Origin of the sequence: Thalassospira sp. MCCC 1A03138 (assembly GCF_002115785.1) — a bacterium.
Taxonomy (GTDB): Bacteria; Pseudomonadota; Alphaproteobacteria; order Rhodospirillales; family Thalassospiraceae; genus Thalassospira.
Map to the genome: position 1 here is coordinate 428,875 of NZ_JFJY01000002.1, position 19,353 is coordinate 448,227.

The 19,353-nt window shown below is 53.7% G+C and carries 24 protein-coding genes and 1 pseudogene; 7 read left to right on the forward strand and 18 right to left on the reverse strand.

Features of this window, described 5'->3' with window-relative positions; all coding sequences use genetic code 11:
* Positions 1 to 39 precede the first annotated feature (39 nt).
* From TH468_RS06795 to TH468_RS06805, 3 genes and pseudogenes are all read left to right on the forward strand, one after another.
* A pseudogene (locus TH468_RS06795) lies at positions 40 to 477 on the forward strand (nuclear transport factor 2 family protein).
* Between the two features lie 42 nt (positions 478 to 519).
* Positions 520 to 945, forward strand: coding sequence for a VOC family protein (locus tag TH468_RS06800; RefSeq protein WP_085642778.1), 426 nt, complete (start codon positions 520 to 522; stop codon positions 943 to 945).
* Positions 946 to 1,033: 88 nt separating this feature from the next.
* Positions 1,034 to 2,545 carry a YifB family Mg chelatase-like AAA ATPase gene (locus tag TH468_RS06805; protein WP_085642779.1) on the forward strand — a complete coding sequence of 504 codons (1,512 nt, stop codon included), beginning with the start codon at positions 1,034 to 1,036 and terminating at the stop codon, positions 2,543 to 2,545.
* Here TH468_RS06805 and TH468_RS06810 read toward each other — a convergent pair whose 3' ends face one another.
* From TH468_RS06810 to TH468_RS06830, 5 genes are all read right to left on the reverse strand, one after another.
* Positions 2,546 to 3,058: a class I SAM-dependent methyltransferase gene (locus TH468_RS06810; RefSeq protein WP_246832243.1), complete on the reverse strand. Its 513-nt coding sequence runs from the start codon at positions 3,056 to 3,058 to the stop codon at positions 2,546 to 2,548.
* Between the two features lie 172 nt (positions 3,059 to 3,230).
* Complete coding sequence (locus TH468_RS06815) at positions 3,231 to 3,524, reverse strand: phosphoribosylpyrophosphate synthetase (RefSeq protein ID WP_085642781.1); 294 nt, start codon at positions 3,522 to 3,524, stop codon at positions 3,231 to 3,233.
* Between the two features lie 71 nt (positions 3,525 to 3,595).
* Positions 3,596 to 3,910, reverse strand: a complete 315-nt coding sequence (locus TH468_RS06820) for a phosphoribosylpyrophosphate synthetase (protein WP_085642782.1) — start codon at positions 3,908 to 3,910, stop codon at positions 3,596 to 3,598.
* 88 nt (positions 3,911 to 3,998) lie between these two features.
* A complete protein-coding gene (locus tag TH468_RS06825; protein ID WP_085642783.1) occupies positions 3,999 to 4,469 on the reverse strand; it encodes a GNAT family N-acetyltransferase in 471 nt (156 codons plus the stop codon).
* Between the two features lie 221 nt (positions 4,470 to 4,690).
* The gene (locus TH468_RS06830) at positions 4,691 to 5,434 is read right to left on the reverse strand and encodes an SDR family oxidoreductase (RefSeq protein WP_085643025.1); all 744 of its coding nucleotides are present in this window, start codon (positions 5,432 to 5,434) and stop codon (positions 4,691 to 4,693) included.
* A 123-nt stretch (positions 5,435 to 5,557) separates the two neighbouring features.
* On the opposite strand from TH468_RS06830, the gene TH468_RS06835 reads away from it, so the two are divergent.
* Positions 5,558 to 6,472, forward strand: coding sequence for a LysR family transcriptional regulator (locus TH468_RS06835; RefSeq protein ID WP_085642784.1), 915 nt, complete (start codon positions 5,558 to 5,560; stop codon positions 6,470 to 6,472).
* Positions 6,473 to 6,553: 81 nt separating this feature from the next.
* Here the strand turns inward: TH468_RS06835 and TH468_RS06840 are convergent, their stop codons facing one another.
* The 12 genes from TH468_RS06840 to ade all read right to left on the reverse strand — a co-directional run bounded on the left by TH468_RS06840 (position 6,554) and on the right by ade (position 15,125).
* Positions 6,554 to 7,519, reverse strand: a complete 966-nt coding sequence (locus TH468_RS06840) for a glyoxylate/hydroxypyruvate reductase A (protein WP_246832244.1) — start codon at positions 7,517 to 7,519, stop codon at positions 6,554 to 6,556.
* Positions 7,520 to 7,686: 167 nt separating this feature from the next.
* Positions 7,687 to 8,106, reverse strand: coding sequence for a VOC family protein (locus tag TH468_RS06845; RefSeq protein ID WP_085642786.1), 420 nt, complete (start codon positions 8,104 to 8,106; stop codon positions 7,687 to 7,689).
* 34 nt (positions 8,107 to 8,140) lie between these two features.
* On the reverse strand, positions 8,141 to 8,617 hold the full coding sequence (locus tag TH468_RS06850) for a DUF6314 family protein (protein WP_085642787.1): 477 nt from the start codon (positions 8,615 to 8,617) through the stop codon (positions 8,141 to 8,143).
* Between the two features lie 75 nt (positions 8,618 to 8,692).
* Positions 8,693 to 9,064, reverse strand: a complete 372-nt coding sequence (locus tag TH468_RS06855) for a histidine triad nucleotide-binding protein (RefSeq protein ID WP_085642788.1) — start codon at positions 9,062 to 9,064, stop codon at positions 8,693 to 8,695.
* Between the two features lie 32 nt (positions 9,065 to 9,096).
* Entirely contained in the window at positions 9,097 to 9,423 is a 327-nt protein-coding gene (locus tag TH468_RS06860) for a phosphoribosyl-ATP diphosphatase (protein ID WP_085643027.1), read from the reverse strand.
* Between the two features lie 2 nt (positions 9,424 to 9,425).
* Positions 9,426 to 10,187 carry an imidazole glycerol phosphate synthase subunit HisF gene (hisF, locus tag TH468_RS06865; RefSeq protein WP_063092231.1) on the reverse strand — a complete coding sequence of 254 codons (762 nt, stop codon included), beginning with the start codon at positions 10,185 to 10,187 and terminating at the stop codon, positions 9,426 to 9,428.
* A 25-nt stretch (positions 10,188 to 10,212) separates the two neighbouring features.
* Positions 10,213 to 10,941 carry a 1-(5-phosphoribosyl)-5-[(5-phosphoribosylamino)methylideneamino]imidazole-4-carboxamide isomerase gene (gene hisA, locus TH468_RS06870; protein WP_085642789.1) on the reverse strand — a complete coding sequence of 243 codons (729 nt, stop codon included), beginning with the start codon at positions 10,939 to 10,941 and terminating at the stop codon, positions 10,213 to 10,215.
* Entirely contained in the window at positions 10,938 to 11,492 is a 555-nt protein-coding gene (locus tag TH468_RS06875; RefSeq protein WP_037989259.1) for a GNAT family N-acetyltransferase, read from the reverse strand. Before TH468_RS06875 ends, hisA begins: the two co-directional genes overlap by 4 nt.
* The gene (hisH, locus tag TH468_RS06880; protein ID WP_085642790.1) at positions 11,489 to 12,139 is read right to left on the reverse strand and encodes an imidazole glycerol phosphate synthase subunit HisH; all 651 of its coding nucleotides are present in this window, start codon (positions 12,137 to 12,139) and stop codon (positions 11,489 to 11,491) included. The genes TH468_RS06875 and hisH overlap by 4 nt, the downstream gene beginning before the upstream one ends.
* Positions 12,136 to 12,576 (reverse strand): DUF2628 domain-containing protein, encoded by a 441-nt coding sequence (locus tag TH468_RS06885; RefSeq protein ID WP_085642791.1) that lies wholly within the window; start codon positions 12,574 to 12,576, stop codon positions 12,136 to 12,138. Before TH468_RS06885 ends, hisH begins: the two co-directional genes overlap by 4 nt.
* Positions 12,577 to 12,647: 71 nt before the next feature.
* Positions 12,648 to 13,247, reverse strand: a complete 600-nt coding sequence (hisB, locus tag TH468_RS06890) for an imidazoleglycerol-phosphate dehydratase HisB (RefSeq protein WP_085642792.1) — start codon at positions 13,245 to 13,247, stop codon at positions 12,648 to 12,650.
* Positions 13,248 to 13,394: 147 nt separating this feature from the next.
* The gene (ade, locus tag TH468_RS06895; RefSeq protein ID WP_085642793.1) at positions 13,395 to 15,125 is read right to left on the reverse strand and encodes an adenine deaminase; all 1,731 of its coding nucleotides are present in this window, start codon (positions 15,123 to 15,125) and stop codon (positions 13,395 to 13,397) included.
* 207 nt (positions 15,126 to 15,332) lie between these two features.
* Here ade and hslV point away from each other — a divergent pair, with 207 nt between their 5' ends.
* From hslV to TH468_RS06910, 3 genes are all read left to right on the forward strand, one after another.
* Positions 15,333 to 15,893, forward strand: coding sequence for an ATP-dependent protease subunit HslV (hslV, locus tag TH468_RS06900; RefSeq protein ID WP_085642794.1), 561 nt, complete (start codon positions 15,333 to 15,335; stop codon positions 15,891 to 15,893).
* A 58-nt stretch (positions 15,894 to 15,951) separates the two neighbouring features.
* On the forward strand, positions 15,952 to 17,262 hold the full coding sequence (gene hslU / locus TH468_RS06905) for an ATP-dependent protease ATPase subunit HslU (RefSeq protein WP_007088461.1): 1,311 nt from the start codon (positions 15,952 to 15,954) through the stop codon (positions 17,260 to 17,262).
* Positions 17,263 to 17,385: 123 nt separating this feature from the next.
* Positions 17,386 to 17,865 (forward strand): GNAT family N-acetyltransferase, encoded by a 480-nt coding sequence (locus TH468_RS06910; RefSeq protein WP_085642795.1) that lies wholly within the window; start codon positions 17,386 to 17,388, stop codon positions 17,863 to 17,865.
* 7 nt (positions 17,866 to 17,872) lie between these two features.
* On the opposite strand, the gene TH468_RS06915 is transcribed toward TH468_RS06910, so the two are convergent.
* Positions 17,873 to 19,282, reverse strand: a complete 1,410-nt coding sequence (locus tag TH468_RS06915; RefSeq protein WP_085642796.1) for an ATP-binding protein — start codon at positions 19,280 to 19,282, stop codon at positions 17,873 to 17,875.
* Positions 19,283 to 19,353: the final 71 nt, after the last annotated feature.

Below are 19,353 nucleotides of genomic sequence, written 5' to 3' on the forward strand. Positions count from 1 at the left end.
TAGCCAATCCCTCGCACCACCAACGCAAGGAAATGCCCCATGACTGATAAACAAAGCAAAGACAAAGTTGCTATCCGCGAGATTTTCACCCGCTGGTCAACGGCAGCGCGTAACAAGGATCTCGAGGGTATCATGGCGTTATATAGCGATGATATCTGCTCCTATGACGCGGTTGGTCCCCTACAATTCAAGGGCCGCGACGACTATCGTGCCCATTAGGAACGCTGCATGGCGTTCGATGACGAATTCATCATGGAACCGCAGGAACCGATAATTTGTGTTTCCGGTCATCTGGCAGTTGCACGGTTCCTGATCCGGTGCGGTATGCGCAAGGAAGACGGGACCGAGCAGGCAAGCTGGATGCGGTCAAGCTACCACCTTGAAAAGCAGGGTAGTGAATGGCGCATCGCGCATGAACATTTTTCCGTGCCCTTTGATTTTGAAAACGGTGCCGCTCAGTTCGGGTTGCAGCCGTAAATCTCCAAACCCACCAGATTTTACACATAAAGGAATGTCCCGATGAAACTGATCACCTATCTGAATTTCGATGGGAACTGCCGCCAGGCATTTGAATTCTATCAATCCATCTTGGGTGGTGAACTGATCATGATGCCATTCGGCGATACACCAATGGCTGCTGACTCGCCTGAGCATAATGACAGGATTGCCCATGCGTGCCTGATGGGCGATGGCTGGCATTTGATGGCATCCGACTGCCCACCGGAATATTTCACTAAAATGCAGGGCATGACAGCATCCCTGCATTTTGAAAATGCGACCGACGCCAGAAAAATGTTTGATACTCTCTCGTCAGGTGGCGAAGTCACCATGCCGTTCGAGGAAACCTTCTGGTCACCGGGCTATGGCATGTTTACAGACAAGTTTGGCACACCCTGGATGATCAATACTGATATGTCATCGGAAGACGGAGCAAGTTGCGCCTGAGCCATAAGGGATAAACGACTTGTTGCCTTGATCCCTGTTTCCCGCCAAAGTGGTATATATAACTTGGGGTTACGGGGATCAGCACCACATGACAGCACGGGTTATGACCGTCGCCTTTGCCGGGATTGATACAATTCCGGTCGATGTGCAGGTTCAGATGGCAAGCGGATTGCCCGCTTTTAGCGTGGTTGGTTTGCCCGACAAGGCGGTTTCCGAAGCGCGCGAACGTGTGCGATCCGCGCTTTCAGCGATGGGGCTGGCATTGCCGCCCAAGCGCATCACAATCAATCTGGCCCCCGCCGATTTACTAAAGGAAGGATCGCATTTCGATCTGCCGATTGCGTTGGGTCTTTTGGCCGAGATGGATGTGATCGGGCACGAAGACATTGCGAATTTTGTCGTGCTGGGTGAATTGGGGCTTGATGGCAGTATCACCGGCGTCGGCGGAATTTTACCGGCGGCCATGCAGGCAAGTGGCTTGGATCGGGGGATTATCTGCCCGGCAGATAACGGTGCGGAAGCGCTTTGGGCAGGGGACCTTGAAATTCTGGCACCATCGCGTTTGACCGGATTGATCAACCATTTCAAAGGAACTCAGATCCTGTCGCGGCCATGTGCGCCGAAGGTTAGCTCATCTCCCCTATCATTGCCAGATCTACGCGATATCAAGGGGCAGGAAAGTGCCAAACGCGCGCTCGAAATTGCTGCGGCTGGCGGTCATAATTTATTGATGAGCGGCCCGCCCGGTTCGGGAAAATCGATGCTTGCAGCTCGTCTGCCGGGGCTTTTGCCAGAATTGAATGCCAGACAGGCCCTTGAAACTACCGTGATCCATTCGGTTTCCGGGATGCTGCCCGAAGGCGGTCTTATCCGCACACGACCCTTCCGACAGCCCCACCATTCGGCATCCATGCCTGCACTTGTTGGCGGTGGCCATCGTGTCCGCCCTGGCGAGATTTCCTTAGCCCATCATGGCGTTCTGTTTTTGGATGAATTACCGGAATTTCAGCGTAATGTCCTTGATGCGTTGCGTCAGCCACTTGAAACCGGGCAGGTATCGGTTGCGCGTGCCAATGCGCATGTAACCTATCCGGCGCGTGTGCAGCTGGTGGCGGCAATGAATCCCTGCAGGTGTGGCTATTTGGGTGATAATGATCTGTCGTGCACGCGGGCACCGCGATGTGGCGAAGATTATCAGGCGCGGCTTTCCGGTCCGCTTCTGGATCGTTTTGATATCCAGATTGATGTTCCCGCAGTCACACCCGAAGAACTTGACCTTCCGGCGTCGGGCGAGACGACGCAGGTGGTGCGCAAACGGATTTTGGCGGCGCGCGAAACCCAGTCATTACGATATAAAAATGATAATATTTTGACCAATGCTGAAGCAGATGGCGAGGTCCTGCAAAAAGCAGCAGTTCTGGATGAGGATGGGCGTGCTTTGTTGCAGGATGCTACGCGTCAGATGAAGCTTTCAGCTCGTGGGTATCACCGTGTTTTGCGCGTTGCCCGCACGATTGCCGATTTGGCGGGGATGGATAACGTCAAGCGTGGGCATATCGCCGAAGCCCTCGGTTACCGGCATATGGCCTATCGGAGATGATCAGGCAACGCGGGAAATCCGGTAAACGGACGATGGTGGCACATTGCGCATGATCGTTCCGATCCGGCTGGCGCGAAGGTCCATCCGATCAAGAATGGTGCTTGGAATCGGGCAGCGTGGGCCATAGGTGAACTGATAGAGGGCACCGGTAGGTCCAAGATAACGGAATGCACCATTCAAAACGCCCATCACTTGACGGGGCCGCATGGAAAGCAATGGCAGACCGCTGATGGCAGCACCTAGATCGTTGGATGGATAAAGCGGGTTTAAGGTGATCCGGCTGGCATCCATATGCAGGACCCGGGCTCGTGGATAACGATCTGAGAGCAATCGGGCAAATTCGGCCCCGGCTTCGACCAAGGTCAGATCGCCCTCATCAAGACCGCGCGCGATCAGGGCCCGTGTAAAAACACCGGTACCCGGACCAAGTTCAAGCACGGAGCCGGTTGCGGGGGAAATTTCGGATGTAATCAGCTCTGCCAATGCCGGGCTGGACGGAGAAATGGCTGACACCCTTCTGGGATCTGCCACCCAAGCCCGAAAAAACGGCAACAGGTCCGACATTGCGTTTACCGCCTTTTGATCGAATTTCGAGAATGACGTCAATCTCATCATTCTTCATGTCGCCAAAAGTGCAGGTTTGTGTTCATTTTGTGAGAATGCGCGAAAAGCTGTCACACCCCAGTTAATGTGTGTTCCGACGCAGATCATCGATCAGCTGTGCCTTTGCTGGATCGGTATGGAAGCTTGACGGGATGATCATCATTCCCTTGGTGCCATCGCGGGCTTCAATCATGTAAAGGGTGGCATCATCGCCCGGATCGGTTCCGGCATCGACGCTATTGCTATGTACGATTTTAAGATCAGCCGGATCATAGACCGGGCCATTACCATCACAGCGCAACCCGCCATTTTCATAAACAAATTGATGCGAAAAGCCGTGGCGGATGGCGTTTTCCTGAAGTTCTGCGAGATTCATTGTCTGACTCCTTGCTCGTTTTACTATCCTTGTCTGATAAACGCGCAAAGAGAGTGACTGTTCCGCCAGGGTTAAGGATTACCTGATGTGTTTTCGCGCTGCTGACTTCGCAAATGGTCAATCAGTTCGGCTTTGTCATGTTCCGTATAAAAGCTGCTGGGCACGATCAGGATGCCTCGCGTACCGTCACGGGCCTTAATCATATAAAGGGTAGCATCATCACCTGGATCGGTGCCGCTATCGACGGATCGACTATCTATAATGGTCAGATCATTGGCGGAATAGCTGACCTCTTTGCCATCGCAGGTGACATGATTTCCGGTCGCACTGAAATGGTGGGTGAAGCCCTTTAGAGTGGCAATTTCCTGCAGTTCGGAGAGGTTCATGGCTTAAGCTCCGTTTGCTAGTGTTTTCGGGATCTCAATCATAGCACTATAAGGTTGGGAAATATTGCCATCACAATGGCAGAAAACCTCAGATTTCCTTTTTCATACCTTCGTGGCTGGCAACAAAACCAAGCCGTTCGTAGAAGCGGTGTGCATCCTTTCGGCTTTTATCGGTTGTGAATTGCACAAGAGATGCACCAAGTGATTTCGAAATCGAAATAGATTCGATGATCAATTTTTCTCCCACTTTCTGACCCCGGCATTTCGACGATACCCGTACACCTTCGATCTGTGCACGCAGACGGCCTTTGCGCGAAAGTCCGGCAATCAGGGTTAGTTGCAGACAACCGACAATGTCATTCCCCTGACATGCTAAAAGGTATTTGTTTGGAAGGGCTTCGGTGCTTTGACTTTGCATGGCATCAAATGCGGCATAGTAGACATCGGGCAGCGGATCGCGCAGTTCTTCGCGGGTTTTACCCTTTTCGTCATCGGCGAGAAGGGTAACGATGGCAGGCAAATCTTCGCGGGTAGCATAGCGGAAGGTAATATTGGTCATAAGGGCATCCTTGCTTGGGGCTGGGCGCCATCATGAAGCAAAATCGGATGCTTGCCAATTTGCATGCTGGTGTTCTTGCGAGTTCCTTGTCCCTGTTTTGGTAATAGGGTTTTCGTGATACGGCAAAGGTGCCGTCCTTATTCAGGACGGCACCAATGTTAAATTACCTTGACGCGCGGGATCGGGGGAAAGGTGGCAAGGCAATCAATTTGGCATTTGGATCAGGCAAGCCCGCCATTGGCGCGTAGCGTCTGTCCGTTGACCCAACCGGAATCCGGTCCGGCCAGGAAGGAAACGACGCCAGAGATGTCTTCGGGCTGACCAAGACGTTCAATCGGCGGCATTTTCGAAAACTGCGCGATTTGTTCATCGGTTTTACCATTCAGGAACAGTTCGGTTGCAACCGGGCCGGGGGCTACGGCATTTACCGTAATGTTACGACCACGCAGTTCCTTGGCATAAACACCTGTCATCGCTTCAACTGCTGCCTTGGTTGCGTTGTAAACAGCATAACCCGGCAATTTCAGATGAAGGGCGGTAGTCGAAAAATTGATGACACGTCCATCGTTACGCAGTCGCTTGGCCCCCTCGCGCAGCATGTTGAAGGTGCCGCGCACATTGGTATCCATCATCGCGTCATAGACCGCGTCACTCATTTCCGAGATCGGCTGTGTTGTCATGATACCGGCATTATTAACGATGACATCAACCCCGCCAAAACGGGTTTCGGCGTGATCGAACATCTGTTTGACGGCATCGGCATCGGTGATATCGGCTTTGATTGCCATCGCCTGATGGCTGTTTGTTGTCAGTTCGTCGACAAGCGCGTCTGCGCTGGTGGCACTGTTGGCATAGTTGATAACAACGGCAAAGCCATCCTCCGCCAAGCGTTTGGCAAGGGCCACACCAATGCCACGTGCGGCACCGGTGATAATGGCGGTTCTGGTTTCATTTGCGTTTGTCATGTCGGTTTTTCCTGCCTGGTGATGAACCAATTTCGATAGGCGGAGTATGAACCGAATGACATTCGGGATAATTACCCCATAATCGACAATACTGTTCGATAAATCATAACAATTGGAGATGCGATGGACCGGTTTGAGGAAATGCGCAACTTCGTTCGAATTGTCGAGCGCAGAAGCTTTACCAAGGCCGCGACGGATCTTCAGATACCACGTGCCACGATGACCAACGCCATTCAGCGCCTTGAAGAACGGTTGGGTACTCGGCTTCTGAACCGCACCACCCGACAGGTTCGACCAACCCTAGACGGCGAAGCTTATTACAAGCGCTGTATCCGGATACTGGGCGAGCTGGAGGAAGCCGACGGCCTTTTTCGGCCTTGTGCGCCCAAAGGGCTTTTGCGCGTCAATCTTCAGGGGACACTGGCCCGGATGTTTGTCATTCCGGCCCTGCCGGGTTTTATGGATGAATATCCTGATATCACGCTTGTGGTGGCGGATGGTGATCGGTATGTCGATCTGGTTCATGAAGGATATGATTGCGTGTTGCGCAGTGGGGAGCTGGTCGATTCATCCATGATCGGCCGTCGTTTGGCAACAATGCCCGAGGTGACGGTTGCAAGTCCCGGCTATCTTGAAAAATATGGCATGCCCGAACGGATCGAGGATTTTGAACGCCAGGAGCACCGGGTTGTTTCCTTCCTTTCCGGTGCCGATGCCAAGCCGATGCCTCTTGATTTCACGATTGATGGTCTTGTGCGACAGGTCGAAATCCCGGCCAATATTTCAGTGACAGGGGCTGATTTATACATGGCCGCGGCCGTTGCGGGGCTTGGGATCATTCAGGTCCCGTATTACCGCGCGGTGGCCGATCTGAAGGCTGGTCGGCTGGTGGAAATCCTGCCGCGATACCCGCCCGAACCGATGCCGGTATCAGTACTTTATCCGCAGAACAGGCAACTTTCACCGCGCGTTCGGGTATTTACCGACTGGCTGGGGCAGCTTTTTGCCAATGGGGTCGAAGGACTGATGGCAAGCTGATTGCGGTTCGAGGTGACTAACGTTGGCAGGCAGAATGGTTGGCTATGCCAGTCCATTCTGCTCCTTTACCGACGATGCGGCTTAATATCCTGTTTTACGATCAACAAGGCCGCGCGGGGTTTCGCCGCGGGTGATGCGATCAATATTTTCGGCGATCTGATCGACCGATTCCTCAATCCGGGTCGCTGCCGCGATATGCGGCGTGATGCGGATTTTCGAATGATCCCAGAACGGATGGCTTTCGGGTAGCGGTTCGGTTAACGCCACATCAAGGAACGCCCCGCGCAGATGCCCGGTATCGATCAGGCGCAGAAGATCCGCCTCCACAATCATTGCACCGCGCGCGGCATTGATCACTGCGGCATTTTTTGGCAATTGGGACAGAGTGTTTCCGTTCAAAACGCCCTCGGTTTTGGCGGTACGCGGCAACATGCAAACCAGGATGTCGGATTGTCCAAGGAACTCGTTGAGGGTTTCCGCCCCGGCATAGGTGGTGATGCCATCAATCGCCTTCATCGTGCGGCTCCAGCCGGATACGGCAAAGCCAAGCTGGGTCAGGGCGGTGGCGACCGCCGCACCAAGTGCACCCAGCCCCATCACCCCGACCCGGCATTTCGAAATACGTGCGACATCGTGCTGGGTCCAGTCGGCCTTGGCCTGCTGACGGGCATAAATATCGAAATCGCGCATGAAATGCAGCGCGGCATACAGGTGATATTGCACCATCTGATCGGCCATACCGGCATCTTCAAGGCGAATGACCGGCACATCTGCCGGAAGACTGGGGGCCGAAAGCACATGATCAACCCCCGCACCAAGCGAGAAGATCGCCTGAAGTCCTGTCAGGCTTTTAAGCAGCCCCTGCGGCTGTTTCCACAACAAGGTAAAGTCAATTGTTGCGGGATCGTAATTTTCATGTTGGGTGACAATATTTGCGTACGTCAGGCGGGCGACCATGGCCTCTTTCCAGCGATCATCCTCGCCCGCTGCCGCAATCAGGATGTTGAGGTTTTTGCGGGGTGCGTTGGCGGAACTGGCGGCGGACATGGGCAATTCTCCTGACGGACGGATGATGTGGATCGACGATTTAGGGATGTCGCGGATACCGATCAGAACCGGCATCGCTCATATTACCTGATCATATAACGCATTGCAGGGCAAAGCGTTCCGCGACATCAAAGCCAAAGTCGGATCATCTCTGCCTGAAATGCCAATTAATGCGCAAAAATCATCGCCGGATCGCGGAATGTCTTGAATTCCAGACCATTGCCGGCCGGGTCTTCGACAAAGAAAGTTCCTTGTTCGCCTGGCTCACCCTTAAATCGGATTTTCGGCTCCAGCAGGAATTTAACCCCCGCTTCTTTCAGGCGATCTGCCAGATCATGCCATTTATCCCATTCCAGAACCGCACCAAAATGCGGGATTGGCACCGCATCACCATCCACATTCCCCGGGCCGGCATTTTGTCCTGCTTCGGGGCGAACATGGGCGGAAAGCTGATGACCAAAGAAATCAAAATCAATCCAGGCCTCGGTCGAACGACCTTCGTCACAGCCAAGGATATCGATATAAAACGCGCGTGTATCGGCAATCGATTTAATCGGAAATGCCAGATGGAACGGGGGCAGTGACATGTGAACCTCATAACGTTAAGGAAATTGCGGCGGCCTAGGCCTTCGGTTTTCGAAGATAAATGCTGTGCAACAAATGGTCTTTTTTCGGGCCAGTTATATTTATTTTAGTTTCGAAATGATTTTCATCATGCCAGATCATGCAATGATGATAAAAATCATCACCACAGGGATGAACGTCGTGTGCACAAAGCCCATCGGCTGCATCTTCTCCAAATTGCAGCAGGACATAGCGATTGCTAAAGCTTAACGGATCGCGAAACAGAAGCTCAATCCCGGGCGGGTCTTTATGCAGAACGAAGTCGTATTCGCGGTAACCGTCAAAGCGTTTTCCATCACCGCGCTCAAGAACCCCTTCCTCCCGATAGCGCATAATTCCGGTCTTTTCAGGCTCTATCAGACGAAAAGTCACATCGCCTTTGAACTTTCCTGTGGGACGAATATCTCGCACAAGCGCCCAGTCACCCGGAAGGCTTTGGAAAATCTTAGCGGCGGACGAGATATCTCGGGTCATGACATTCCGGTAAATCAAAAAGGCAGGGATGCCGTGGCTGCCCTGCCCTGAATTCTGGTTTTGCGGGCGTTAACCTTAGTCTTTTGGCAGCATCAGGCCCAGCTTCTTGCCGCCAATGATATGAACATGCAGATGCGGGACGTCCTGGCGGCCATGGTCGCGGGTATTGGCGATCAGGCGGTAGCCATCCTCAACCACGCCTGCCGCGGCAGCGATTTTGCCGATTGCACGGGTATAGGCGATGATTTCGGCGTCCGACGCGTTGGTCGCAAGATCGTCATAGCTGGTATAGGCACCCTTCGGGATCACAAGGATATGGGTCGGGGCCTGCGGGGCGATATCGTGAAAGGCAAGGACGTGATCGTCCTCAAAAACCTTATTGCACGGGATTTCGCCACGAAGAATTTTGGCAAAGATGTTTTGCGGATCATAGGCAGAGACGGCCATGGGGATGCTCCTGATCTTGACGGGATATGACCCTATTTATCTGTGCGGGATGCCTTTTCGGCAATACCGGAAATGCCCTGACGTTCGGCCAGTATGTTCCATACATCTTCCGGCTTTACCCCCTGATCGGCCCAAAGCACGGTCAGGTGATAAAGCAGATCGGCACTTTCCGATGCGACTTTTTCCGGGGTTTCGGCAAGGGCCGCGATCACGGTTTCAACGCCTTCTTCGCCAACTTTCTGGGCGATTTTTGCCGTGCCTTTGGCAAAGAGTCCGGCGGTATAGCTTGTTTCTGGATCCGCACCCTTGCGGGCGGAGACCACATTGTAAAGCTGATCAAGGATATGTTTATCGGTCATAATCATCCCTCCCGGACCGGGATGCCGGCGGCTTTCATGTGGTCCTTGACCTCGCGGATACGATAGGTCCCGAAATGGAAGATCGAGGCAGCCAGAACTGCGGAAGCGTGGCCTTCGGTCACACCTTCGACCATATGGTCCAGCGTCCCGACACCGCCCGATGCAATCACCGGCACATGTACGGCATCCGCAATGGATCGCGTCAGCGGCAGGTTAAAGCCCGACTTGGTGCCATCGCGGTCCATCGAGGTGACCAAAAGTTCCCCGGCGCCATATTCCGTCATTTGTTTTGCAAACGAAACGGCGTCAATCCCGGTTGGTTTTCGGCCGCCATGGGTGAAGATTTCAAACTTGTCCGGGCCGGTCGATTTGGCGTCAATCGAAACCACAATGCACTGTGACCCGAACTTGCGTGCTGCTTCGCGCACGAAATCGGGGTTATTGACCGCGGCCGTATTGATCGAAACCTTGTCGGCACCTGCCAAAAGCAGTTTGCGAATATCTTCAAGCGAACGCACGCCGCCACCGACGGTGACGGGCATAAAGCAGGCTTCTGCCGTGCGAGCGACGACGTCGAAAATTGTATCGCGATTGTCGCTTGATGCGGTGATATCAAGGAAACAAAGCTCGTCAGCGCCTTCGGCATCATAGATGCGCGCCTGTTCTACCGGATCGCCAGCATCGATCAGATCAACGAAATTGACCCCTTTGACGACACGACCGTCCTTAACGTCGAGACAGGGAATGACACGGGTTTTCAACATGATCGGTTATCCTGTTTGGGTCCGTTCAGGACAATGCCCTGATGGCATCTGCCAGATCAATACGGCCGTCATAAATCGCACGCCCGGAAATCGCGCCGTCAATCCCGGCATCGGTATGTTTGGCAACCGCTATCAGATCATCCAGCGATGAAACTCCGCCCGATACAATGACCGGGGTCGAAATCACACTGGCAAGGGCCACTGTGCTTTCGATATTGGGGCCGCCCATCGCACCATCGCGGTCAATATCGGTAAAGATGATTGCGGTGACACCGCAATCCTCGAACTTTTGCGCCAGTTCAAGGGCCGTGACTTCGGATGTTTCGGCCCAGCCTTCGACTGCGACATAGCCATTGCGGGCATCAATACCAACCGCAATCCGGCCCGGCCATTTTGCGCAGGCTTCCTTGACGAATTCGGGGTTACGCAGGGCCACAGTGCCAAGGATCACACGGGTAATACCCTTGTTAAGCCAGTAATCAACCGTTTCCATCGTGCGAATACCGCCGCCAAGCTGTGTTTTGGCCTTGTCCGAAACGGCGGCAAGGATGCTGTCGACAGCCGCCCCATTGACCGGTTCCCCTGCAAAGGCACCATTCAGATCAACGATATGGACCCAATGACAGCCGGCAGCGACAAATTCACCGGCCTGTGCACCCGGATCGTTGTTGAATACGGTGGCTTTGTCCATATCACCGCGCAGCAGGCGAACGCACGCACCATCTTTAAGGTCGATTGCCGGATAGAGATTCACTGGTCAGTGTCCTGTATTTTCTTGGTGTAGTAGTAACCTTCGACCATTTTACCGTTGACCATTGCGTAATAGGGATTGATGCCCCAACGGACATAACCCAGCCCGTTATAAAGTGCGATAGCAGCAGTCTGGGTTTCACGAAGATCAAGTTTCAAAACCGAATAACCGCGTTCGCGCGCATAAAATTCGATGCTGCGCACGATGGCCTTGCCATTACCGCGCCCGCGCGCCCACGGTGCCACGAAATGCCCGGTAATCTGAGCTGAATGCCGCTGTGCTTCAAGGTTGGACGGCGTTTCAAGCAACTGGGCCGCGCCGGAAATCACACCATCCACGCGCGATACAAACAGATGGCGCCCGGGCATCAGCAAAACGCCGCGCCAGTATTTTTCCATATCCGGACGATCCGGCGGTGTCAGCCAGCCAAAACCTCCGCCTTCAACGATTGCCTGGGTGCAGGCATCAACGATGTCAGAAAGGTCGCCGGCGCTCAGTTCCGTAACGCGTTCGGCGGTCACACCGGGTTCGATCGTATTGCTGGGTGCGGTCATGGTTTCCATCCCAGGAAGTTACCAATTATGGTAAGACCCGTTTTCTGGCTTTTTTCCGGGTGGAACTGGGTACCGATCATGTTATTGCACCCGATCATTGCTGTCAGTGCTCCACCATATTCGACCGATGCCAGACGCTCGGCCGGGTTTTGCACATGCATGTGATAGCTGTGCACAAAATAGGCGTGATCGCCATCCGAAACGCCCGATAGCACGGTATGTTTCCTGCCCGACGGATCAAGTACCAGCTCGTTCCAGCCCATATGCGGGATTTTAAGCGATAGGTCTGCGGGTTCAATTGCAACCACTTCGCCCTTGATCCAGTCAAGACCCGGGGTGTCGGCAAATTCGCGACCAACCGTCGACATCAACTGCATGCCGACACAAATGCCAAAGAATGGCTTACCACCTTTGATGACCTGCTCGTTCAGAACTTCGACCATGCCGGTAACGGCATCAAGGCCGGCACGGCAATCGGCATAGGCGCCAACACCGGGCAGGACGATATGACTGGCATTGCGGACCTTTTCCGGATCATCGGTGACAATGATATCGGCGGAAATGCCGGTTTCGCGGGCCGCGCGTTCAAACGCCTTGGCAGCAGAACGCAGGTTGCCTGAACCGTAATCGATAATCGCAACACTCATGGGTAGGGGGTGCTCCCGGATAAGGGGGTGGGCGCAGCATTTTGCAGGGTATCGTGAACAGCGCGTCCGTCACGCAGGCGATCAAAGAAACGATGTTCGGCAGCATTTTCGTTGGGGCCTGCGACAATTTCGACAAGCTTCCAGCCACCGGCCGCAAGCTTTTTGCGCCGCAAGTCATTGGCAATCAGGCCGAAACCGATGCCGGTAGCAAGGGCGAGTGCAAAATCCATTTCCGGACCGCCATCGAATAGATAGATCACAAGATTGCAAATCAGCGATACGCTGATCAGACCAAAAAAAGCGGCCCACAAACGATGATAAAGCGCCCAGATACCGCTAAAAATAAAGGCCCAGAAATTAAAGCCTTCGCGGATCAGGATCGCATTTTCCATCGGATCGGCATCGCCGGGATGGGTATGGACTGTGTAAACCTTCATCGAAAACCGGCTTCCTGTTCCGGGTGATGGATCACCCGGTCAATCGGATCAGATCAGGGGCATCTAGCGGGTTAAAGCGACCCGCCCAGAACACCCTTGGTCGAGGGAATGGCATCGGATTTGCGCGGATCGATCTCGATCGCGGCGCGCAGGGACCGTGCCAGCGCCTTAAAGGCACTTTCGACGATATGATGGTTGTTATCGCCATACAGGTTTTCGACATGCAGCGTCAGACCTGCTGCCTGGGCAAAGCCCTGGAACCATTCGCGGAACAGTTCGGTGTCCATATCGCCAAGTTTGTCGCGGGTAAATTCGACATTCCAGATCAGATAGGGGCGGTTTGAACAATCCAGCGCCACACGTGTCAGTGCCTCGTCCATCGGAAGCAGGCAGCTGCCGTAACGATTGATGCCCTTTTTGTCGCCCAGTGCCTGAGAGAAGGCCTGACCAATGGCGATACCGGTATCTTCGGTGGTGTGATGGAAATCGATATGCAGGTCGCCCTTGGCCCGGACTTTAAGGTCCATCAGGCTATGGCGTGAAAGCTGTTCGAGCATGTGATCAAGGAAGCCAACCCCGGTCTCGACATCATAGATGCCGGTCCCGTCAAGATTAAGCTCGACCGTGATCTGTGTTTCGTTGGTATTGCGCTCTACGCGGGCCTTGCGCATGCAAAGCTCCTTTCCTGCAGGTATCAATGCATTTCCATTGGGTGGTTATTTAGCAATAAAGCTGCCGAAAAGCCAGTTTAACCGGCTAAGTATTGGCCACAAAACGTAACCGGTATTTGTCATTGTTAAACTGTCCGGTTTGATGGCTTAGACAAAGTCGAATTTATCGACGTCAAAAAGGCCTTTATCGGTCATTTTCAGATGCGGGATTACCGGCAGTGCCAGGAAGGCGACCTGAAGGAACGGCTCGGGCAGGACACAGCCAAGATCCTTGGCAGCCGCGCGTAGCGTGATCAGGTCCTTTTCGACGACCTCAAACGGTTCCGTGCTCATCAATCCGGCAACGGGTAACGCCAGTTCGGCCGTGATCCTGCCACCATCTGCAACGGCAAAGCCGCCACCCAGTTCAATCAGGCGATTGACCGCGGCGGCCATGTCGGCGTCATTGGCACCGACCACAGTGATATTGTGGCTGTCATGCCCGACCGAAGATGCAATTGCCCCGCGTTTCAAACCAAAACCACGGACGAAACTGCGCCCAATATTGCCGTTCTTGCCGTGGCGTTCGACAACGGCCACCTTGATCACATCCTTTTCAAGATCGGGTTTCAGGCCGTTGTCACCAATTTCAAGGGTGGCTTCATCTCGGAAGGTCAGGATCAGGCCCGGTTTGACGCGTATCACAGGCGTTTGGTTCTGACCCGGTTTGGGTTCGGCCATGAATGCCTCGGCGGTGACCGGTTTGGCCTTCATCGAGGTCAAGCCAATTGGCGCAACGGTTTCGCGGGCATCAAACAGACCGTTGGTGACCAGACGGCCACCGGCAATCACATCGCTGACCGCACAGGTTTCCAAATCATCAAGTATGGCTATATCGGCCCGCCAACCAGGCCCGATCAGTCCGCGGTCACGCAAGCCGAAAATGCGGGCCGCTGAATACGATGCGGCGCGATAGACATGATGGATCGGGCAATTACGTTCTTTTAAATGGCCGATTAATCTTTCAATAAGACTATCAAGATGACCTTCTTCACCAATATCAAGCGGATTGCGGTCATCTGTGCACAGCGCAACGAAGCTTGACGTATTTTCATCCAGAATTTCGGCAAGTGCCTCAAGATCCTTGGAAACAGATCCTTCCCGGATCAGGATCGCCATGCCCTTGGCAAGCTTTTCGCGCGCTTCAGCGGCTGATGTTGCCTCGTGATCGGTGCGAATGCCCGCGGCCATATAGCCGTTCAGTGCCGTACCCTGCACCAACGGGGCGTGGCCATCGATGTGGCCGTCCTGAAAAGCTTCAAGTTTTGCCATGATGCCGGTATCAAGGTTCAGAACACCCGGATAATTCATCATTTCGGCCAGCCCGACGACCTTGGGATGGTTTCGGAATGGCAGAAGATCATCGATTTCAAGCTGCGCACCCGATGTTTCAAACCCGGTTGCCGGAACGCACGATGACAGATTGACGCGGATATCCATCACGGACCGTTCGGCGCAATCCAGAAAGTATCTAATTCCGTCTGCGCCCAGAACATTGGCAATTTCATGGGGATCACACAGGACCGTGGTCACACCATGCGGCAAGACGCAGCGATCAAATTCAAGCGGTGTGACGAGCGAGCTTTCGATATGCAGATGCGTGTCGATGAAGCCCGGAACGGCGAATTTACCGGTACAGTCAATTTCGCGGTCGCCCTCGTATGTGGCATGCGCACCAACAATCCGGTCACCTACAATGGCAATATCGGTTTCAGTTACCGCGCCGGTGATAACATCAAGCAATCCGATATTGCGCAGGACCAGATCAGCCTTGATCCTGCCCTGACCGGCAAGAATGCATTTGCCAAGATGGGTTTGCGCAAGGTCAGGATTGCCCATGACTATTTTCCTTCGCTCTTTGAAATTCTTTTATGGTCCAAGGGTAAAGCATGTGGCGGTAATACGTCCTGAATTTTTTGCATTCCATCGCATTGAAACAGTGTTTGTGATCCGGGGATGATGGTTCGCGGGGCTTGGCCCTTGACCGGGCTGTTGTGCGTGCTAACTCTTGATCGAACGCATTGGATGAAAATCTAGGGATTATTTATGAGCGAAAAATCGCAGCCGAGCTGGCATGGCACGACGATCCTGTCGGTGCGTAAGGGCAATGAAGTGGTGGTTGCCGGTGACGGTCAGGTTTCTTTGGGCCAGACCGTGATCAAGGGTAACGCCCGCAAAGTGCGCCGCATCGGCCAGAAAGGCGAGATCATCGTCGGATTTGCCGGGGCAACGGCGGATGCCTTTACCCTTTTGGAACGTCTTGAAGCCAAGCTGGATCGTCATCCGGGCCAGACCATGCGTGCCTGTGTCGAGCTGGCCAAGGACTGGCGTACGGATCGTTATTTGCGCAAGCTTGAAGCAATGATGGCGGTGGCCGACAAGGATGTTTCGCTGGTCCTGACCGGGATGGGCGATGTTCTTGAACCGGAAGACGGCATTATCGCCATCGGATCGGGCGGGAATTATGCCCTTGCCGCGGCGCGGGCCCTGATTGATCTGGACCTGAGTGCCGAGGAAATTGCCCGCAAAGCCATGGCGATTGCCGGTGAAATCTGTGTTTATACCAATGACAGCGTTACGCTGGAAAAGATCGAGGATGCGAAATAAGGGTGCCGTTTCGGGCCTGACATCGCATTTCCGTCGCAAGAACTAACGGATAAATTTAATGACTCAACATTTCAGCCCGCGCGAGATCGTATCCGAGCTTGATCGCCATATCATCGGTCAGAAAGATGCCAAGCGCGCTGTCGCCATTGCCTTGCGCAACCGTTGGCGCCGCCAGCAGCTTGACGACACGATGCGCAATGAAGTGCTACCCAAAAACATTCTGATGATCGGCCCGACCGGTGTTGGCAAAACCGAAATCGCCCGGCGTCTTGCTAAACTGGCAGAGGCCCCGTTCATCAAGATCGAAGCCACCAAATTCACCGAAGTCGGTTATGTTGGTCGTGATGTTGAACAGATCGTTCGTGACCTTCTGGAAGTGTCTCTGGACCTGACGCGTGAAAGCATGCGCAAGAAAGTCCGTGCCAAGGCCGAAATGCAGGCCGAGGAACGCATTCTTGATGGTCTGGTTGGTGAAAATGCCTCGGCTGATACCCGTCAGAAATTCCGCAAGATGCTGCGTGAAGGCGAATTGCAGGACAAGGAAATTGAAATCCCTGTTCAGGAAAACAGTTCTTCTTCGATGCCGACCATCGATATTCCCGGCATGCCAGGCGCACAGATGGGGATGCTGAACCTGTCGGATGTGTTCGGCAAGGCGTTCGGCGGCCAGACCAAACCAAAACGCATGACCGTCGAGGAAGCGTTTGAACGCCTGATCGACGAGGAAGGCGACAAGCTTTTGGATATGGACAAGGTCACCGCCGAGGCCATCGAAAACGTTGAACAGAATGGTATCGTGTTCCTTGACGAGATCGATAAGATTACCGCTCGTTCCGAGCGTGGCGGTGATGTATCGCGCGAAGGTGTGCAGCGCGATTTACTGCCGTTGATCGAAGGGACAAGTGTCTCGACCAAACATGGTACGGTCAAAACCGACCATATCCTGTTTATCTGTTCGGGGGCATTCCATCTTTCAAAGCCATCGGACCTGCTGCCGGAATTGCAGGGCCGTTTGCCAATCCGGGTCGAGTTGAAAGCCCTGACCGAGGAAGATTTCCGCCGTATCCTGCTGGAACCGGAAGCATCCCTGATCAAGCAGTATGTCGCACTGCTGAAAACCGAGGATGTTACGCTGGAATTCGCCGACGATGCGGTTGATGAACTTGCCCGCATTTCGGCCAGCGTTAATGAAACCGTGGAAAATATAGGCGCACGTCGACTGCATACGGTGTTGGAAAAGCTTTTGGATGACATCAGCTTTACCGCAACCGACCGCGGCGGTGAAACGATCAAGATTGATGCGAATTACGTCCGCGAGCAGGTCGATGGCCTTGCCAAGGATGCCGATCTTTCGAAGTTTATTTTGTAATCGAAATGTTCGATTAGGCCAGATACGCAAAGGGCTAGCACGATATTGCTAGCCCTTTTACTTTAACCCTGCGCGGTTTGATCTTGGACTATAATTAGGGCATGTGTATTGAATGGGGCGGTCATGTCATATGACATTGTTTATCTGGCAGACAGGCCTGATTGCGTTGATGCCTGTGCGGCTTGGGCATATGGGCGTTGGGGCGTGCAAAAGCCTGAGAGTAGTCTTGAAAATGCTAGGGCTTACTTTGCTCAATGCAGTCAGAAGGACGGTCTTCCGATGACTCTTCTGGCGATCAACCGCGATACCAACCTGCCTATCGGGATGATTAGCCTGTGGCCGCAGGATGGGCAGGAATGGCCGGATAAAAGCCCATGGATTGCTGCAGTCTATACGTTTTACCGCTATCGCGGGATGCGCATTGCAACAACGCTTGTCGAGCGTATCCTGCAAGAAGCAAAACGTTTTGATTTCGACATTGTTTATCTTCAGGCCGGAAGTGCTGCCGGGATGTATCGAAAATTGGGGTTTCGCGAAATTGAACGCAGAGATGCGAGTACCGCTGCCGCAGGTCATGAAATCCTGTTCTGCAAGGATATGTGATTGTGGTTCAGGCGGTATGGAGTTTGCGGATATTATCGCTGGCCTTGGCGGGCAGATAGACGGTGAATACCGAACCAACCCCCTGTTCGCTGTCGATGATCATGGTGCCGCGGTGGCGTTGTACCAGATGTTTGACGATGGCAAGACCAAGACCGGTGCCGCCAACGGCACGAGACCGTGCCGTATCGACCCTGTAAAACCGTTCAGTCAGGCGTGGCAGATGTTCGCGTGCGATTCCGTCGGAATGATCCCGGATGGCAACGGCCAGAACACGGTCATGCCGGTAACGGGCCAATGCACCCGGAGTGTTTTTGGCCAGTGTGATCGATACATCAATACTGGTTTTGGGATGTCCATATTTGATGGCGTTTTCGACCAGATTGACAAAAACTTGGGTCATTTCCTTTTCCTCGCCAACAATTTCGGTGTTGTCGAGGTCGCAGGAAATCTTGATTTCCATGCCTTTGGCTTCGGCCTTCATCGCCAGTGTCTGGGCGACTTTGTCGATGATCTTGCCGATATCGCAATCATCAGATGGCGGTGTATGTTCGTTCAGCTCGATCCGTGCAAGTGACAGCAAATCTTCGATCAGGTGCTGCATACGCTGGCCCTGATCACGCATGACCGGTAGGAACTGGTGCAACGCATCGGGATCGTCCTTTGCCGGGCCTTCAAGCGTTTCGATAAAGCCCAGCAGCACCGAAAGCGGGGTGCGTAGTTCATGCCCAGCATCGGTTGCGAAATCGGCGCGCATCTGTTCAAGTTTGCGAAGCTCTGTCAGGTCCGAGAAGGACAGAACAAAGTTCCGGTCCCCGGTTGCGGCTGGCAGGCGCGCGGTCAGAACATCGAAATGACGATGGGCGTCGCTTGCCAGAACGAATTCGGCATGTTTCATCTGTTCGCGTTCGCCCGCGACATCATCAAAGGCATCAAGCAGGATCGGATCGCGGATATAGCGTGTCAGATCGCGACCGATTTCCAGATTATGGAACAGGCCGCGTGCGGCCTGATTAAAACCGGTCACAACGCGTTGCCGGTTGACCATCACAACCGGGTTCGGCAGGTGATCAAGGATTTCGGCATCAGTGCTGGTCTGGGCTTCAAGATGGGCGATGCGTTCGCGAAATGCGTTGGTGATTTGGGTATAAAGGGACGACAGCTCGGACGCCGCACCGAAAAAAAGATGCTGTGGCGGGGTGCCGCGGAACTTGTCACGCAATGCGGTGGCGTAACGCGCAACACGGCGCAGATCATCGAAATAGATACGTAAAATCCCGGCGACACCGACCCACGCCAAGACCGCACACAGAATCGCTGTGCCCCAGCCTAGCAATTCCATCGATGCCAGTACGATAAAGATCGCAGCATTCGGGAATGCAACCGCAAATGCGGTCATTAACAACTGGCGAAAGCCCAATGGATGCTCCTGATGTCGGGTACCCCTCCGGGTACGCGTTAACGCATGCACAAAATTTCGACTAAAATGAT